This window comes from Rhodobacteraceae bacterium M382 (assembly GCA_025141015.1).
In the GTDB taxonomy this organism is placed as follows: domain Bacteria; phylum Pseudomonadota; class Alphaproteobacteria; order Rhodobacterales; family Rhodobacteraceae; genus Aliisedimentitalea; species Aliisedimentitalea scapharcae.
In genome coordinates this window covers 23,795-41,247 of sequence record CP081098.1, presented here as the reverse complement: position 1 = coordinate 41,247, position 17,453 = coordinate 23,795, and the positions used below count along the sequence as shown (strand labels likewise).

At 54.8% G+C, this 17,453-nt stretch carries 13 protein-coding genes and 2 pseudogenes; 9 read left to right on the top strand and 6 right to left on the bottom strand.

What is annotated here, in order from left to right; translation table 11 throughout:
* Positions 1-3: 3 nt before the first annotated feature.
* Complete coding sequence (locus tag K3727_00180) at positions 4-1,740, bottom strand: hypothetical protein (GenBank protein ID UWQ91280.1); 1,737 nt, start codon at positions 1,738-1,740, stop codon at positions 4-6.
* Complete coding sequence (locus tag K3727_00175; GenBank protein ID UWQ91279.1) at positions 1,733-3,724, bottom strand: mechanosensitive ion channel; 1,992 nt, start codon at positions 3,722-3,724, stop codon at positions 1,733-1,735. The genes K3727_00180 and K3727_00175 overlap by 8 nt, the downstream gene beginning before the upstream one ends.
* Before the next feature lie 76 nt (positions 3,725-3,800).
* Between K3727_00175 and K3727_00170 the strand changes: the two genes are divergently transcribed.
* The 6 genes and pseudogenes from K3727_00170 to K3727_00145 all read left to right on the top strand — a co-directional run bounded on the left by K3727_00170 (position 3,801) and on the right by K3727_00145 (position 8,909).
* Positions 3,801-3,980 (top strand): hypothetical protein, encoded by a 180-nt coding sequence (locus K3727_00170; GenBank protein ID UWQ91278.1) that lies wholly within the window; start codon positions 3,801-3,803, stop codon positions 3,978-3,980.
* Between the two features lie 198 nt (positions 3,981-4,178).
* Positions 4,179-5,210 (top strand): glutamine synthetase beta-grasp domain-containing protein, encoded by a 1,032-nt coding sequence (locus K3727_00165; GenBank protein UWQ91277.1) that lies wholly within the window; start codon positions 4,179-4,181, stop codon positions 5,208-5,210.
* A 21-nt stretch (positions 5,211-5,231) separates the two neighbouring features.
* Positions 5,232-5,441, top strand: coding sequence for a hypothetical protein (locus tag K3727_00160; GenBank protein ID UWQ91276.1), 210 nt, complete (start codon positions 5,232-5,234; stop codon positions 5,439-5,441).
* A 176-nt stretch (positions 5,442-5,617) separates the two neighbouring features.
* Positions 5,618-6,199: an MASE1 domain-containing protein gene (locus K3727_00155; protein ID UWQ91275.1), complete on the top strand. Its 582-nt coding sequence runs from the start codon at positions 5,618-5,620 to the stop codon at positions 6,197-6,199.
* Between the two features lie 122 nt (positions 6,200-6,321).
* The gene (locus K3727_00150; GenBank protein ID UWQ91274.1) at positions 6,322-8,553 is read left to right on the top strand and encodes an STAS domain-containing protein; all 2,232 of its coding nucleotides are present in this window, start codon (positions 6,322-6,324) and stop codon (positions 8,551-8,553) included.
* A 161-nt stretch (positions 8,554-8,714) separates the two neighbouring features.
* Positions 8,715-8,909 (top strand): annotated as a pseudogene (locus K3727_00145) (IS110 family transposase).
* A 27-nt stretch (positions 8,910-8,936) separates the two neighbouring features.
* Here the strand turns inward: K3727_00145 and K3727_00140 are convergent.
* From K3727_00140 to K3727_00125, 4 genes and pseudogenes are all read right to left on the bottom strand, one after another.
* On the bottom strand, positions 8,937-10,436 hold the full coding sequence (locus tag K3727_00140; GenBank protein ID UWQ91273.1) for an IS66 family transposase: 1,500 nt from the start codon (positions 10,434-10,436) through the stop codon (positions 8,937-8,939).
* 49 nt (positions 10,437-10,485) lie between these two features.
* Positions 10,486-10,833, bottom strand: a complete 348-nt coding sequence (gene tnpB, locus K3727_00135) for an IS66 family insertion sequence element accessory protein TnpB (protein UWQ91272.1) — start codon at positions 10,831-10,833, stop codon at positions 10,486-10,488.
* Positions 10,830-11,223: pseudogene (locus K3727_00130) on the bottom strand (transposase). Before K3727_00130 ends, tnpB begins: the two are co-directional and overlap by 4 nt.
* Positions 11,224-12,505: 1,282 nt before the next feature.
* Positions 12,506-13,936 (bottom strand): FAD-binding oxidoreductase, encoded by a 1,431-nt coding sequence (locus K3727_00125; protein UWQ91271.1) that lies wholly within the window; start codon positions 13,934-13,936, stop codon positions 12,506-12,508.
* Between the two features lie 578 nt (positions 13,937-14,514).
* On the opposite strand from K3727_00125, the gene dctP reads away from it, so the two are divergent.
* From dctP to K3727_00110, 3 genes are all read left to right on the top strand, one after another.
* Positions 14,515-15,513, top strand: a complete 999-nt coding sequence (gene dctP, locus K3727_00120) for a TRAP transporter substrate-binding protein DctP (GenBank protein ID UWQ91270.1) — start codon at positions 14,515-14,517, stop codon at positions 15,511-15,513.
* Positions 15,514-15,584: 71 nt separating this feature from the next.
* Positions 15,585-16,163 (top strand): TRAP transporter small permease, encoded by a 579-nt coding sequence (locus K3727_00115; protein UWQ91269.1) that lies wholly within the window; start codon positions 15,585-15,587, stop codon positions 16,161-16,163.
* Positions 16,160-17,449: a TRAP transporter large permease gene (locus K3727_00110; protein UWQ91268.1), complete on the top strand. Its 1,290-nt coding sequence runs from the start codon at positions 16,160-16,162 to the stop codon at positions 17,447-17,449. Before K3727_00115 ends, K3727_00110 begins: the two co-directional genes overlap by 4 nt.
* Positions 17,450-17,453: the final 4 nt, after the last annotated feature.

The window sequence follows — 17,453 nt, the reverse complement described above, 5'->3', positions numbered from 1 at the left end:
TCATCATCCGGCAGACGGCGGTTCGTGTTCACGGTGGTAGCGGTGTGTGCTCCACTGGACCACGTCCATGAGCGAACGTTCGGCTAAATCCGAGATCACATCCTGCGCATGGACGGGATCGGAAATGGCTGCGAGACGCCGCTCAGCAAGCTCGAACAACTCTCCCTGGTTTGCGTACTGCCAAAGCAACTCACGTATTGCCATTTTCGTTTGGTAGATTTCCCAAACGGCAAGCCAAAGCGGCAAGAGGCCCATGAGGAAGACCACAAGGGTCTTGCCATCGAGGTCGCCGATATGGAAACCGTAGAGTGACTTCTTGAAGAAGAGCAGCGAGACGGCACCGAGAAACGCTGCGAGAAACAGATACTTCTTTACTGTTTCAAGACGCTCGTGCTCAGCATGTAACTGATGATGCTTTCGCGAGAAGTAGGCCGCTTGATCCTTGACCCACCTTTCCGAAACTGCCGCAACTCTTTCTTTTGCGTGCACTGTGCTTTCGTAGGTCAATGGTTCTGTGCATCGGATTGCATCGCCAATCCATCCAAAGCCCTTGAAACGCTCGATACCAGTCAGTCGCAAGAGGCGCCGCGTCTGGCCTGTTGCACCACCTCCGGACAAGACAAGGAAGAATCGGATGCGGAGTGCCTCGGCCAGCGCGCGGAAAGCGAGGTGACGTCCAAACCACCCGCGCCTTGAGCCGACGGCAAAAATAAAGAAACCTCCTGCGAAGAGAGCCACATAAGCGATGAGAAACAGTTTCAGTGCGGCAATCTTCGCATAGAGCAGAAATGTCAGCCCCATCAGGGCTGCCATGAGCCCGAAGAGCTTAAAGAGACGATCCGATTGACGTTGATTTGCGAGGGCAAGTTGATCCGCACGTACGAAATCCACGTCGATCGACGAGGCGACCTCTGATATCTTGACATCATCGGGTGCAGAGATCGGATAGGCGGTCAGATCGGTGCCGATTTCTGTGTCCCGCTCGAAGGCATACTGGTCAAACTCGCGCCAACGCTCCTTTACGAAATCAGGGATATCCGGCAGGCGGCAGATAAGGCCCGTAGCACCCGCCTGTACCAGGTAATTTGTCTGAACGTCGCCCTGTTCAACCTCATCCGTCTGCCTGGGGGCTTCGATCCAAATCGCGAGGTCGGACCGATCATCAGCCAACCCGGCGTCGACAACCGCTTCGAGTTTGCGGGCTTGCCGTGCCTGCGGCTCTGAACCAGAGAGGTAGCGAACGACAACGTCGGACGATCCACCAGTCAGACCCGTCACCTCTCCATCCCAAAGAGCAACCAGGACATTCGAACGCCTGACAAGGTAATCCATGAGCCGCGCGTATAGGGCATCACGAGCCGCGCCCTCCTTGCAGTCGTCCGCCTCGGTTCCGTGAGGGAGTGGTAACTCCTGCACTTTCACGCGTGCGTCATCCAAAAGTCTGATTAGGTTGGAATGGGCTTCGCCCTCAAAGTCAGCCTCGTAGAGCGCGCGGGGCATCGGTAGAACCGCGCGCACGGGCAATCCGATCTCAAGCGCAACCTCGGTGGCGAGTGTATCGGCGCCCTGAGCCAATCCAGTGACAAGCTCAACCGGAAGGGCTTCAAACCGCTCCCGCATAGCCTCGAGTTCATTTTTTAGCGCCGCGCGTATGTCGGCAACGGCTTCAGGATGAATGTCACGGTGCCCTGTAAGACCAATTGTGAAGACAAACCCTGATTTTGCGACTCCGTCACCCATTCTGCTCTCCCTCGACGTTTAGTGCCCATTTTGGCGCCTCCAGGTCGAGCCGTTTCGAGATTTCCACAAGCGCCTCGCATTCCTTCTGGTTCGGGGTTCCATGAACACCCGTCATCCCGACGGCAATCGCGTGGGCGATTTGTGGTCCGCCCTTCATCTCGCTTGCCCGGTCGAGCATAGCGAAAACTTGACCATCACGGTCCAGAACATCTTCTGCGGCCGCAAAATCGCGAAACAACTCCATTGCGTGATCAATATTCATATGTCTGAGCAAGTCTGCCTCGGCCATCGTTCTGTTGAGAAACTGTTCCTCAGTCTCATCAACATCGCCCCGGCAAGCAGCGATGATGGCAGCGCCCGCCATTGTCGACTTCAATACATCTTCGTGGCGAACCTTGGATGACAGAAGGCTCATGAAGTGATGCAATGCCGGACGTTCCAGCAATTCTCCCACGTTCTGTCGTAGCTCTTCGGAAAGCTTGCTGCGTTCTTCAGCATGCAGAGCTGCCAGAAGCTCTTTGTGGGCGACTTTTGCATCTTTTTCGCGTTGCTGAGCGCGAGCAGCGAGATCGTCCTGGAGTTTGCCTTGGACTTCAGGATGATCGGATATCAACTTTCGGACGGCCTCGTCAGGAATATGAGCAACCACTGAGTATTGTTCAGCCTGCGCGAGGTAGTTTCTGGGCAACGACTCCAGAAAACTTTGCAAGCCAAAGATCTGGCCTTCCTGACAGTCTTCGATCTTGATTTCGTTCAATTTCTTTTCGTCTATGGGCTGATAAAGCGCGACATTCCCGCTAAGGACGAAATAGAGCCCATCAGACGGCTCCCCCGGCTGATAGAAGCAAGCCGGTGGGTTGAGCGACAGAACCCTGCCGGCATCGGCCAACTGGGACAGATCTTCTTCCGGGCACTCCGCGAAGATTTCTGACTTCCCAATCTGTTCAGCGATCTTATCTGTCCCGAAATCAGCAGGACCAGTCTGGGCCAGATTCTCCCACTCGTCGCCAGTACCCAGCCAATGTCTGTTGATCGCGATGCGCAGCCGATGCTTCCTCATCGCACTCCAGATGGCCATCACCATCTCATTCTGGGCATCCCACCAATGGTCGTCATCATCGAAGTGCCACCGAACCCTCACTTCAATCCCCTTGCTCGTATATCCGAGCATATTGAAGTCGGGTTTCGGGTCGCGGCGTACGAACCTTGAATTCTCAAGCTCCCTTGCGATTGCGCGGATGGCGAGCTCCGGAGGAGATGACAGTTCCAAAGTGAAAGTCAGGAAGTACCGAAACCGACTGGTAGGTTCGCTGAAGTTCAGAATGGTTCGGTCAGCGACGCCACTGTTGGGAAAGATATAGAGAGAGTTGGTGTGCGGGTTCTTTACCGAGATCGAACGCCAGTTGATCTCGTGGACCTGACCATACACTCCGTCGATCTCGACATAGTCGCCGATACGCAAAGCCTGGGTGGCATTGAGAGCAACGCCAGAGAAGACCTCCTTGAGCGTCGATTGTGCTGCGAAGCCAAGCACCAGAGCCGCCACGCCGGATGTGGCTAACAGACCGCCGACTGGTTCATCGTACACGAAGTGCATCACCAGCAAGATGGCTGCAAGGTAGATCGAAACCCCGACGCTTCCGGTGACAATGACCGGGACCTTCCTCTGGCCGTGATCCGAGAGCAGACCGTCCCAAAGGACGACGCGAACCACACCGTTCAACAGAAAGGCAATACCGATGGCCGTCGCAGCAAGAACCGCTCTCTCCACAGGCGCGACAAGAGAGTCAGCTCCGAGGAAGCGAAGCCCGGGGCCGATTGTGATGTCGAGAACCACCAGAAGGCCAATGAGTTCCGCTGATGCTCGGATGCGGTGAACGCGGCCGGACACATAGACTGTCGCGATGCGCACCAACAAAATCGTAGAGCAGGCCAAAAGTCCAAAAAGACCCAAGGCAGGTATAAATCTCAGAAAGGTTTCCACTTTTTGCCCCACCCCAAGAACATATTGATTATTGAATGTGATTATGTAACATTTTTGTTATCAAAGTCAATTTGCCGTGGAGTTTCTGTGGGACGCCAGCAGGTCGACCGAAAACAACAAAAACGGAGAGGGGGATTTGGCGTTCAACTGGGATGACGAAGCCGAAACCAAGGCAGGTTACACTGCAGCCATGGAAGCGGTGCTTGGCCTGGCCGCTCAAAAGATGCCGGTCACAGAGAAGGCCGTCGAAGAGTGACTTGATGTGTCGCTGAGTGGCATCGACGAGCATAAGCACATCCGCCGTCATGCTATGGCGATCGCGATGCGAATGATCCGCGGACCGATGCGCCCGCCAAACTAAGCACACGTTGTTCGAGAACGGCATGCAGTCCGCTTGGGGTCCGAAGGCTCGTTGCGCTGTGGAACGATAACACTAAGCTAAAGGGAGAAAATCATGGGAAACGCTCGTCTCGACTACATCTGGCTGGACGGCTACGAGATCGCAAACATCCGGACAAAGGCACAAATCCACCCGGACAGTTCGTACAACGGGTCTGTTGAAGACACCCCAAAATGGGGCTTCGATGGCAGTTCGACGCAGCAGGCGGAGGGCCATGATTCCGACTGCATCCTGCAGCCGGTTCGGGTGTATCCAAACCCCTTCAGGCAAAACGCCTATCTCGTTTTGTGCGAGGTTTTTCATCGGAATGGACGCCCCCACGAGACCAACACGCGAAATCTGATTGATCGAGAAGCCGAAGCTGAATTCTGGTTTGGATTTGAGCAAGAATACATTCTGATGACCTCGAATGGCCGCCCTGTTGGCTTTCCTGACGGCGGATTTCCTGAACCCCAGGGCCCCTACTATTGCGCCGTCGGAGCGCACCGCGTCGAAGCGAGGGAATTGGTCGATGAACACTGGGACGCTTGCCTTGCCGCCGACCTTGGGGTGACCGGGATCAACGCCGAGGTCATGCTGGGTCAGTGGGAATTTCAGTGTTTTGGTAAGGGCGCCCTTCGTGCGGCTGACGACCTGATCGTAGCGAGGTTCCTACTGCAGCTCATCACAGAAAAATACGATCTGATTGCAACCCTCGATCCGAAACCGATCTCTGGGGATTGGAACGGCTCTGGCATGCACTCGAACTTTTCGTATGACTACCTGCGCGATGTCGGCGGAAAGGACTATATCGAAGCGCTCTGTGAAGGCTTCCGCCCGTTCCACCAGGATCACATCGATGTTTATGGTGCCGGAAACGAACGCAGACTGACTGGATCTCATGAAACTGCCTCTATCGACCAGTTCAGCTTTGGGGCATCGAACCGAGGCGCATCTATCCGAATTCCACTCTATACCACGACACATGACTGGAAGGGGTATCTTGAGGATCGGCGCCCGGCTTCCGATGGTGACCCATATCTGATCGTCGACCGTATCATGCGGACAGTCAAAGTGGCACACGAAGAAGCGCTAAAGGCCGTTTAGTTAGAAGGAGAGGAATCTAGGATGGCGAGGATCGAGATACAGAAAACTCTGTTCGTGGACGGTAAGGAGGTGCACGTTTCCGAACGTGCGCCTGTTACCGATGCGGCACACTTGACCGGGGGCGAAATTAAGACTCTCACCGAAAAGCTCGGGTGGAGCATAGACGGGCAGTTCCACATTGTAGACACAGAGGGGAACCTCGTTCTGGAATCGAAGCTGGAGTTCTTCTGAGTTCGGCCGGATTAGCTGACTAGGAGTTATCAGCTGAAACCAAGTAGCTGGACTTCGTTTTTCGGCAGTCCTCCTGAAGCAGAATTTTCACCGACCCGCAGGATGCAGCTGACTCAGCTTTTTGGCTCTGAGGCTAGGAACGCCCACTTAAAAAATAGAGAAAGAGGGAACGGCATTTGCCCACACATGAAAATCAGAAGAAAGGGCTACCCATAGGCCCAAAGTTTCTTGGTATTTTCGTTTTGTACTTCTTTATAAATTTGGCTCTGGGCATACTCAGTCTGACACTGGCGGCGAACTACGACGGTGTTGCGATCATCTGGTTGCCTGCCGGTTCTGCCCTAGTTGCGCTAGTGTTTATTGATATGCGGCTTTGGCCAGGCATTGCTTTGGCGGCATTGGCTTCTAACCTGTATTATGGATCAGGCATCCAAGCCGCCGTTGGAATTGGAGTCGGGAGCTCTTTGGGCGCGATCATAGCTACCTTGGCTCTGCGTAATCTCGGTCCATGGGAGGATCTCTCGATCTTTTACAAAGCCCTAAAGCTGGGCACCTTCGGAGCAGTAATCAGCGCGGCCATTAGCGCCGCAATTGGTGTCGCATCTCTCTCTTTCGCTGGAATTGTGCCGATTTCAGAATTCGCAACCAATTGGGCTCGGTGGGTTCAGGGGGATTCAGTCGGGATCTTTTTGTTTAGCTCGTTCGTCCTGATTTATTGCATGCTATGGGGGCAAGAAAGCAACGACGCTGAGCCGTGACGGAGTGCTGTTCATGTGGCCTCTCGAAGAAATTTATGCGCCGCTGCCATTGGAAGCCACAAGTCAGAGAAACGGCTACCTTATAGAAAGTCGATAACAATACAGAGTGAGAAGTAGGAATTGTGAAGACAGGCTGGAAACAGGAACTGAAGGAAAACTTGCGTGGCCCCGTTGTTGTCCCAAGTATCACTGCCGGGTTGGTTGCAGGTGTTCTGACCGTCACCTTCATGTTTTCATATTCGGCCGTGATATTTACCGGTGAACTCTCGGGTTACGTGCCACGAGCGACAGGGCAACTTCTGTTTGGCGGTGTCGTCATTGCGCTCGTCATCGGTCTCTTCAGCGAACTTCGCGGCGTTGTGGCTCTGCCGCAAGACAACCCAACGGCAATCATCGCTGTCATGATTGCAACTCTATCCCAACTTCCCGGGAGCGCTCTCTCACCTGAGATACTGTTTGCCCAGGCAGTCGTAATAATGGTGGTGTCGACTGCTCTTTCGGGCGTGATCTTCTACCTCGTCGGCCGTTGGCGGCTTGCGGCATTTGTCCAGCTGATACCATATCCAGTGATCGCTGGTTTTCTAGCAGCAACGGGCTGGCTGCTTTTCAAGGGCTCCTTCAGCGTTATGGCAGATCAAACGTTTGATTTCACCCAACTCAGTGCGCTCGGCGAAGTGATGCATCTGTGGCTGCCCGGAGCCGTATTCGCTCTCATTACACTCTTCGTTTCCCTCAAATACTCCAATGTTTTCATCATGCCCGGGCTCATCTTAAGCGCGGTGGCTCTCTTCCATATCACTTTGTTCCTGAGTGGTGTTTCGAGTCAGGAAGCCATTGCCGAGGGCTGGTTGTTGCAACCATTTGGGGAGGGCGCATTGTGGCAGCCAGTACCTCTTTCCACCTTCCTTGCAGCCGACTGGACATTGTTTGTGACAGAGTTCACCGGGTTGGCCACTATTCTCTCGATCGCGCTCATCTCGGTACTTCTGAACCTCACAGCGCTCGAGTCAGCCTTTAACCGTGACATAGATGTCCATCGCGAGATGCGCCTGGCCGGTATTGCAAACCTTCTTGCTGCGCCCGGCGGAAGCCTTGTCGGATATCATTACGTCAGCCTATCCACTCTTGGGCGTCGGATGCGTGGAGATAGTCGGCTCGTCGGGGTCGTCGTCGCAGTGTTCTGCCTTCTTACGATGACAGTCGGAGCTGGTGCTCTGTCTGTCTTCCCAAAATTTGTGCTTGGCGGCTTGGTAATGTTCATCGGACTGGGCTTCCTTTATGATTGGGTGGTCAAAAGCTGGTCTAATCTCACGCGCGGTGACGTTGCGATAATATTTGCGATCCTCTTTGTCGTCGAGTTTATCGGGTTTCTGGAGGGTGTAGCGACCGGCGTAGCCGCAGCTGTTGTGTTGTTCGTAGTCAGCTACAGCAAGCTAAATGTTGTTCGATTGGCAATGGATGGAAGTGATTTCTCGAGCAACGTCGATCGCCCGGATGACCACCGAAAGACCTTGTCCTCCGAGGGGCAGAAGATTCTATATCTCAAACTCCATGGTTTCATCTTCTTTGCATCCTCAATCAAACTGTACGAGGAAGTGGTAGGAGCCCTGACAAGAGAAGCTGGCCCGCCTGAGTTTGTAATCCTTGATTTTCAGCTAGTGTCTGGTCTGGATACTTCTGGTGTTCACGGTCTGGTCAAGATCAAGAAGAAGGCGCTGGAAGTCGGAACGCAACTCGCCTTGGCTCACGTCCCCGCAGAAATCGATCAACAATTGCATGAGGAAGAGTTCCTTGATGGCGACGCTGTTATAGAGCCAATCTTTAAGGATGCAGACAGCGCCCTGGAATGGTGCGAAGATTTCCTTCTCAGAACGGCTGGCGTTGATCCAAGCCCAAAAGCTTTGCCGATTGATGATAGGTTGATTGAGGTTTTTAAGGCCAAGGCTGTTGTTCAAAAGTTCCGAAGTTACTTGGAAACGACTGAATTCTCTCAGGGCGACGTAGTTTCACAACCCGGCATCAAGCAGCGTTTGCTGCACTTCATCGAGCAAGGGACCGTTTCCATCTACATCGATGAATTGGATGGCGAAAAGCATAGAATAAGAAGCGCGGGCCCTGGTTCGATGGTCGGCGTCGCCAGCTTTTTTAGGCAAGGAAACGTGGGGACGCTTGCGGTAGGCATAGCGGACAGCAAAGGAACCGCTCATGTTTTGACAGATGTCGCATTCGAACGCATGAAGTCCGAAGATCCTGACTTGGCTCTGAAATTTCAGACATATGCACTCGAGTATGTTTCGGAGCGGTTGGCAAGCAACTTGCGCACGCTTGCTTTGGTCCTTCGCCTCGAAGAATAATATAGCAGTCGGGAATTTTACTCTGCCTAATTTGACCGACTCGTGGATAAGCAATTATTTTGCTGTGTTTAGGCTCAGAGCATGCGTAATTGGGCTGCCTCTGTTCTGAGGTCGAGCTCCTGATAGGATCACAGGTTAGCTGTGAACAAGGGAGATATATGATGGAATATTTTGCTGGATTAGACGTATCACTGCGGTCGTGTGCGCTTTGCATTGTAGACGGCAAGGGCAAGGTGATGTTGGAGCGCGAACTGCCGTGTGATGTTGGCGACATTGCAGCTTTCATGACAGCATTGCCGTATCCAATTGACCGCATCGGCTTTGAGGCGGGAACGATGAGCCAGCATCTCTTCTTCGAACGTAGGCGTCCGGCCTGACCGCACCTACGATGCAGTTTTCCATGGCAGCAGGTCATCGACACGGTTGATTTTGTAGTCTGGAATGCGGGCGAGCGTGTCGGCCAGCCACGCCTGCGGGTCGATACCGTTCAGCTTGGCGGTTTCGATCAGGGTATAGGAGATTGCGGCGGCGCGGCCGCCGGTCTGTGATCCTACGAACAAGTAGTTTTTGCGACCAATGGCGACGGAGCGCATCGCGCGTTCTGCGGTATTGTTGTCCAATTCGAGAATGCCGTGGTCGAGGTAGGGGCGGAGCCGCGCCATGCGGGTCAGGGCATAGCGGATTGCGCCCGCCAGCGGCGATTTACCAGAGATGCTTGGCAGTTGGGCGTGCAGCCAGACTTCCAGATGATCGAAGATTGGCTTTGCTTTTTCCTGTCGGAGTTCGACGCGCCTTTTTGCTGGCGATCCCCGGGCCTCTTTCTCAATCGCATAGAGTTGCGCGATGCGCTGGATGGCCTCGTCTGCGATGGCAGAACCTTGAGCGCGGTGAACATCCACAAACTTACGCCTGACATGCGCCATGCAGGCGACTTCGCGGATATCGCCGGAGCGATAGAGATCTTCGAACCCGGCATAGCCGTCCGCATGCATCCAGCCTTGATACTTTGCGAGATGATCCTTTGGGTGCTGCCCTTTGCGGTCTGGCGAGAACTGATACCAACTGGCCGGTGGAACATTGCTAGCCCAGGGTCGTTCGTCGCGCCCATAGGCCCATAATCGCGCCGTCGCAGTTTTACCGGTGCCGGGTGCGAGCATCTTTACGGGTGTGTCGTCGGCAAAGATGGCCTGACCGGCCAGTACATGCCGCCCGATAGCATCCGCCAATGGTTCTAAAAGTGCTGTGGACTTGCCGATCCAATCCGCCAGCGTTGAGCGATCAATGTCGATCCCGTCACGTTCGAAGATACCGCTTTGGCGATACAGCGGAAGATGGTCTGCGTATTTGTTGACCATCACATGGGCCAGCAAACCCGGCCCCGGCCTTCCGCGCTCGATGGGGCGCGATGGTAGCACTGCCTGCGTGAAGGCTTCACAACCCGAGCACGCAAAGCGTGGACGCACGATGCGGTTCACGATGAACCGACCCGGAACGTATTCCAGTTCTTCGGTCACATCCTCACCCAGACGCCGCAGGCCACCACCGCATTGGGCGCAATCGTCGTCGCCGGTGGTCAGTTCAACCTCCATGCGCGGGATGTGATCTGGGATTGGTCGACGTTTTGGTTGATCCTTGGGTCCGTCATCAGGAAGACGCAGCTTCGCCGTCATCTTTGCAACGGCAATCTCGCTCGTTTCCAAGGCCAGTTGAAGCTGCTCAATGCTTTCTGATGACGATCCAAACCGATGATGACGTTGACCCACTAACTGATGTCGCAGCTTCTCGATCAAGACCGCTTGTGACTTCACCTCGGCCAACAAAAGCGCTGTGAACTGCCGCAGTTCATCAGGGTCTTTCGGCAGGGTTTTGTCGACGTCCAGCATGCTCGGACCATAGCAAAACAACAGTGCGACGGGAATCCCATGCAGGTGTTTATCCTGCCTTGAGCGGCGTCCAACTGCGTTGCGGCACACGCCAATCGATCCCTTCCAAAAGCATCGCCAACTGGGCTGCGGTCAGGGCGATTTTGCCCTCCTTCGCCGATGGCCACACAAACCGGCCTTTCTCAAGTCGCTTGCTGAACAGACACGCGCCCTGGCCATCCCACCAGATGATCTTGATCAGGTCACCGCGCCGTCCACGGAAGACAAACAGATGTCCCGCAAACGGATCCTGCTTCAATGTCTGTTCCGCCTGAGCTGCCAGCGTCGTGAATCCGCGCCGCATGTCGGTCACACCAGCGGCAAGCCAAACACGCGTGTTCGCCGGGACAGGGATCATGCAGACAGGCCTCGGATCAGCCGGGCCATCAACTGAGGATCGTAGCTGCCGACAATCCTCAGTTGATGGCCGCCCGCGATATCGATCTCAATCGTGCTGTGGTCAGACGCGACATTGGCCGCAAGAGTGGGGGGGCGGTTCTTCGGTCACCGGCCGGTCAACGATCTCAACTGGAAGAAAGCATGGCTCAGGGGCAATCTGTTCTTCGACGGTCTTTGGATCGGGCGCAAATTTTGGATCACGCAGCCACTTGTGGATCAGATTGGTGTTCATGGCGTACCGCCGCGCGACCTGCGCCACTGATACCCCCGGCGCGCATGTTTGCAAGCAGATCGATACCTTCTCCTCATCCGACCAGAACCGCTTCTTCTGACCCTTCTTGCCCGCCATATCCGTCCTCAAGATGTCCACTATCAATAGTGGACACTTATCAACACACTCTAAGCCGCGTCAGAGCAGGCAGACCGGACGCTTACATTCGAACTAACCGGGGCTGGGTTCGACGTCGTCTGCATGGAAGCGCGCCAGGTGGTCGCTGGTCAGACCCCAATTTGCCCATGCGTATCTATGCCCATGCGGAGACGGATGAGGCCGATGTTAGAGCCCGTTTTCGTACAAACCACGTACAGACGGACACTGTACAAACACCCAACAGTAAGAAATCACAAAAGGAATAACGCTATGAACGCATCCCTCCTAAGGGGCAGGTTGCAGGTTCGAATCCTGCCGGGGTCGCCAGAACTCCTGATTTCAACGAAGAAAACGGCGATACACCGTTGGTGTGAGGAAAGGTGAGTAAATGCATCACTTACCCTCCCCTGTGACCAGTTCTGAATGAGTGCTTTTTGACGACGCCTAGAAGGTGCGCTGAACCGATTGCGATCCCGATGATTACAACCCTTTTGATGGGTATTGCTCACCTTTCTCCTACCGCATGCAAAAAGCGATGAAGGACGACTGAACGTCGAAGGCACCAAGCCTGAACCGAAGAGCGACGTCAAAAGCCAAAAATCGGGCAATTTCAGTGATGCCAACAAAACTGACATCCGCTTTCACCAATTCCTCAGATTTAAGCGAATTTCGGGGCATTTATTGCCTGTTCCGAGACTCGCCTAAATTCTTCACAACGCCCGACTTCGGGCACCTCGCGAAAACTTATGGGTGTCGCGTTTGATTATGAGGCTTCCAACAAAGCTGTAGGGCCGCCCAAAGCGCAGCGGAGGCCTCATGCATTCGCAAGAGAAAATCTCACATTTCCCGCCCAAATCTGCGCATAGTTCTGCGGTTCAACCCCAATGGATTGCGGACGAAATGTACACTCCGCAGTGGGCAAGGGTCCGCCCCTACACCCGGTTCAAACCACATTTTTTCCCCTATGGAAAAGAGTAATTTGGCCAATCTTCTATAGTTTCCGTCTCTACAGCCGATCATCCAGACAAGCCTGCTGGTTTCCAGGTTTGCCGGCAGAATTCTAACAAAGACGGTGAAATGCAGGTTGGAGAAAGGGTGGCGGACGGGTTTCCTCTTTCAGGCGGGCCCCCTTGATCGAAACACCCTCGGCTCAACTCTCAACTGGTCCCAAACCAGCAAGGTCGCCCTTGGTGCCAACATGTGTGCCATCGATGGGTCCGGCTGCACTGACGGGCGCATACTTCGCACCATCCCTGCGGTTTCAACTTCGGGCGCAAATCTGGCTGCCCACCACTTTCCCGGGATTCATGACCTCTTTTGGATCAAGGACGTTCTTAATTGTGCCCATGAGATGGCGTTTGACCGGATCTCCATAATTTTGGTCAAGCCACAGTTTGTCTTGGCCCAGTCCATACTCTGCGCTGAATGACCCATCGAGTTTGGCTACGAGATCATAGATGCAGGGAGAGACCTCAGCACTCACTTCTTCGAGAAAAGCGGGTGCCTTAACACCTTCGGGAGCAAGGATGTTGAAGTGTACGTTGCCATCTCCGACATGCCCGTAGACTGAAAGCCGCGCTCCTTGCCCGTACCGGTCGACAAGTTCGGTACCAAGCGCGATGAATCTGGCCATATCAGAGATACGAACGGAAACGTCGTGCTTCACCGAACCACCGTTGAGCACCTCACCTTCGGGGATGTGTTCGCGCAGGTTCCAGAAATCCTGCCTTTGCTGCTCGCTTGTCGCAATCACCCCATCCAGGATCATCTCTTCGGACATGCCGTCTTCAAAGAAGGCTTCGATGGCCTCGTCCATCGCCAAAACCGGAGAGGACGTGGCAGCTTCGATGAGTACAAAGTGCTTGGATGGGGATTGAACCGGTCGCCGCCACTCGGGTTTGCCGGCCAAGAGCATATCAAGCGACGCACCCGAGATGTATTCGAACGACGTAACTGCTTCGCCGGTGTATTGCTGCGCCTTTGCCAACAATGGCATCAGGTCATCGACCCTGCTAATAGCCAGAAAGGCTGTGACCCGGTTCACCGGTGGCAGAAACAGGCGCAGCGAAGCGCCCGTCACGATCCCCAGCGAGCCTTCCGCGCCGATCAGAAGCTGATGCAGAGCATAGCCTCGGTTGTCTTTCCTCAACGGCGACAGATTGCTGAGTATCTGGCCATCCGGCAGCACAATTTCGAGGCCGAGAACCAGGTCCCTGGTAATCCCGTACCGGACTGCCGAAACCCCTCCGGCATTCGTGGAAATGTTCCCGCCAATCTGGCATGACTGCTGAGAGCCCAAGGATAAGGGGAACATCAAACTCTCCCGTTCTACCGCCCCATGGATCTCGGACAGAATGCACCCCGCATCCACGGTGACTGAAAGGTTGTCGGTGTCGACCTCCCGGATCTTGTTCATACGCTGCAAGCTGATCAACAGCTGTTGGCCGCTTTCGTCCGGTGTAGCGCCGCCACAGTAACCGGTGTTGCCTCCAACCGGGACAAGGGCAACTTTGTGCTTGTTGCAAAGCTTGACAATTGAAGCGACTTCCTCAGTCGAGCGGGGCCGCAGCAGTGCAGGGCTTTCGCCCCTGTATTTCTTTCGGAAATCCGTCGTGTATCCGTCGATAATGTCCTTGTCGCTAACCACGATTTCAGCCGACAAGGCGGCCAGCACTTGCTCATATGAAGTCATCACGCGCCCTCTTGTGTTCGACTGGCATACTAAGGCGCGCGCGCTTCATGAAATTTCGTTTTCCTGTCCGGATTAGGCATTCTGTGCCGCATTGGCTGCATTTCAGACCACCAAACTGTGTGCCGTCTTCACGATTAGTGAAAGCTCCTTCAGCCAGGGCACAAAATTTCGCTGCCAAAAGTCAGCCCACTTAAGCCAGACCTTCTGGTCAAACAAATCTAGCTCAAGAATCGCCAAGCTGGCGGTGGACGGCAACGCTTAACAGATTGCACTGCGGAAGCTGGTCGAACCCACAGTTTCTGCCGTTTCACGGCAGCCTTCAGCATAATCACTGACAGCCCGGACCCTACTCTGTTTGGACCAAAGAGGAGGAGGGGAACCTTTGGAAATGCTGGAGGCATCACAGTTTTCTGACCTTGCAGGTTCAGATGTTTAGCTCGCGGTGGCAACGGCAGACTGGCCGCAAACCGCTGCTGACCTTGTTCGCACTGCTGACGCTCTCACAGTGGTGCACGACGATGCTGCGCGCGGAACCCCTCGACTAGGACAACCTTCGATCATGAGGAGAGATTCTGAAGATGAAAACATTACTGAAATATCTGGCGGCAGGTACAGTCGCACTGCAGCTTGCTACACCCGCATTTGCCGCCGACATGCGGCTGAAGTTCGCCGGGGTGTTTCCGGTCGATCACCAGGGTTCCAAAATGATGGAACAGGTCAAGGCAGACATCGAAGCCGCTGACGTGGGCCTGAAGATCTCTGTCTTCCCGGCCAACCAGCTTGGGTCAGGCGAAGCACTGCTTGAAGATGTCGCGCGCGGGAACATCGATTTCGCCGCCGCCTTCCTTTACGCCGATACGGACCCCCGCCTTGAAATCCTGTCCATGCCGTTTCTAGTGAGCGATTGGGACGAAATGAATTCGGTCATGCGCGACCTGGATTCCGAGTTCAACACCATCATTCAGGAAACCCTGTCTGACCATGGCATCCGCCTGCTGGGTCAAAATCCCGAAGGTTTTGTCGGCATCGTGGCCACTGAAGAGCCAGCGAACTGGAACAACTTTGACGCCAAGAACATGAACATCCGGGTCTGGTCCTCGAACGTGGTGAAGTCGATGGTCGAGACGCTGGGTTATCAGGCAACCACCATGTCCTGGGGCGATATCTTCCCCGCCATTCAGTCGGGCATCGTCGATGGCGCGATCTGCTGTACCAAGACAGCGACCTATTCGATCTTTGCCAAATCCGACGTCGGCACCCATTTCGTTCAGTACAATTCGATCCCGGAGAACACCTCCTATTACGTTTCGGAAAAGACCTGGGAAAAGCTGAACGACGCGCAGCGTGCAGCTGTGCAGGCCGCGTTCACAAAGGCGTCGGGCGATTTCTTTGCCTACAACCGCGAGAACGACGCCGTGTTCGAACAGAAGTTGGTCGACAGCGGCTACACCATTCTCAAACTTTCGCCGGAAGATCAGCAGGCAATGGCCGAAAAGGTACGCGCTGAAATCTGGCCGATGCTTGAAGACAGCGTCGGCAAGGCAAACATCGACCGCCTTCTGTCCAGCCTAAAATAAAATCGAACAACGCAACAAGGGCCGGCCGAGAGGCCGGCCTAAACGTATGCACATACAACAGGGTGAACTCTATGGCGCACATAGCCGAGATATTACCAACGGGTATCGCATCGCCTCTTCAGGGTTCACTGAGGGCAATGCGCTGGATCGTGATCTTCAGCGGGTTGCTGATGTCGGTCACGTTCTTTCTGGTCGTCATCATCAGATATGGTTTCAACGGCGACCTGTTCGCTTACGAAGAGTGGCTTCTCACCGCCTGTTTCTGGGGGTTCTTCGCCGGCGCGGCACTGGCGTCAGAGCGCGGCCACCACATCAATGCGGACATTCTGGGCATCATCATCACCAGCCCGAAACTGCGCTGGTGGCGGCGGCTGATTGTTCTGACCATCGAATTCTTCGTAACCGCAGCCATTTTGTACTGGGGGTATCTGATGCTGGCGGAAGAGCTGGCAAAATACCCGATCTGGAAGACCACGCCGGCCCTGAAGATCCCCTACTTTGCCTGGCGACTGTCGATCTTCCTGGGCTTCTTCTTCATGACCGTTTTTTCGGCGGCATTTCTCTATGCCCATATCACCGGGCAGGAGGTCGAAAATGGGGATGACGCCGACACCGAGGAAACGAGCAACGAAAAGGAGGCAGGCCAATGATCATCGCAGGCAGTCTGGTTATTATCTGCGGCATGTTGCTTCTGGGGGTCAGTGTCTATGTCGCCTTCGGTGCCGTTTTGCTGTTTCTTGCCGCAATGGGCGGCCACGAGGTGTCCGGCTATCTGCCATCTGGGTCAACGAAAATGCGTTCCCTTGTACTATTGGCCATTCCTCTCTTTATGATTGCCGGAACCATTATGGAGCGCGGCAGGATCGCCGCCCCTCTGGTCAGCCTTGCAGAGTTGTTCATTGGACATCTGAAGGGTGGGTTGAGCGCGGCAACTGTTCTGGCCTGCGGGATATTCGGGTCGATCTCCGGCGCCGCCAACGCGACGTTGACCTGTATCGGCAGCATCATGATGCCGCATCTTCGACGGGCGAATTATCCTGAGGGTCAATCGGCTGCACTGATCGTATGCGCCAGCCCTCTGGGTCTTCTGATTCCGCCCAGCGGGAACCACATTCTCTATGGCTGGGTTGCACAGCAATCGGTGCTCAAGTGCTTTCTGTCGACCGTTATTCCAGCGCTTATTCTGATCACGCTGCTGATTGTCGTGAACCAGTTCATGCTGCGCAAATATGATGACATCGAGCTGCTCGAACGTCCGCAGGACTTTGGCATGGCGTTCCGGCAAAAGGCGACTTTGGCCTTTCCGGCGCTGCTGATGCCGCTCATCATCCTTGGCGGCATCTATGGCGGGATCATGACACCGACTGAGGCGGCTGGCGTCGCCGTGGTTTATGCCATCCCCGTGGCGATCTATGTCTATCGCGGTCTTACCTGGCGGACGCTGGTCGAGGCCCTGACGGATTCAGGTGTGATCATCGGCGTTGTCATGGTGATGATCTTTATGGTGCTGATCGTCAGCAAATTCCTGATCTTTGAAGATATTCCGAACATCGCCAAAGACCTGGTCTATTCGGTGTCGGACAACCCGATTGTGATCCTGCTGATGGTCAACCTGGTCATGATCCTGATCGGGATGTTGATGGACGACATCAGCGGTCTTCTTCTGTCGGCACCAATCCTGCTGCCGATCGTGCAGGGTGTGGGAATGGACCCGATCCATTTCGCTGCCGTGCTGGGGGTTAACCTGGGAATGGCGAACATTACGCCTCCGACCGCCCCGCTGCTCTACCTCGGAGCGAAGATCACCAGGACGCCGGTATCCAGCATGTTGCTGCCGACGCTGAGCTTCATCATCTTTGCCTGGCTGCCTACCCTGGCGCTGACAACCTTTGTCCCAGACATCGCGCTTTGGCTGCCCGAGCTGCTTCTGGGGTGATCCT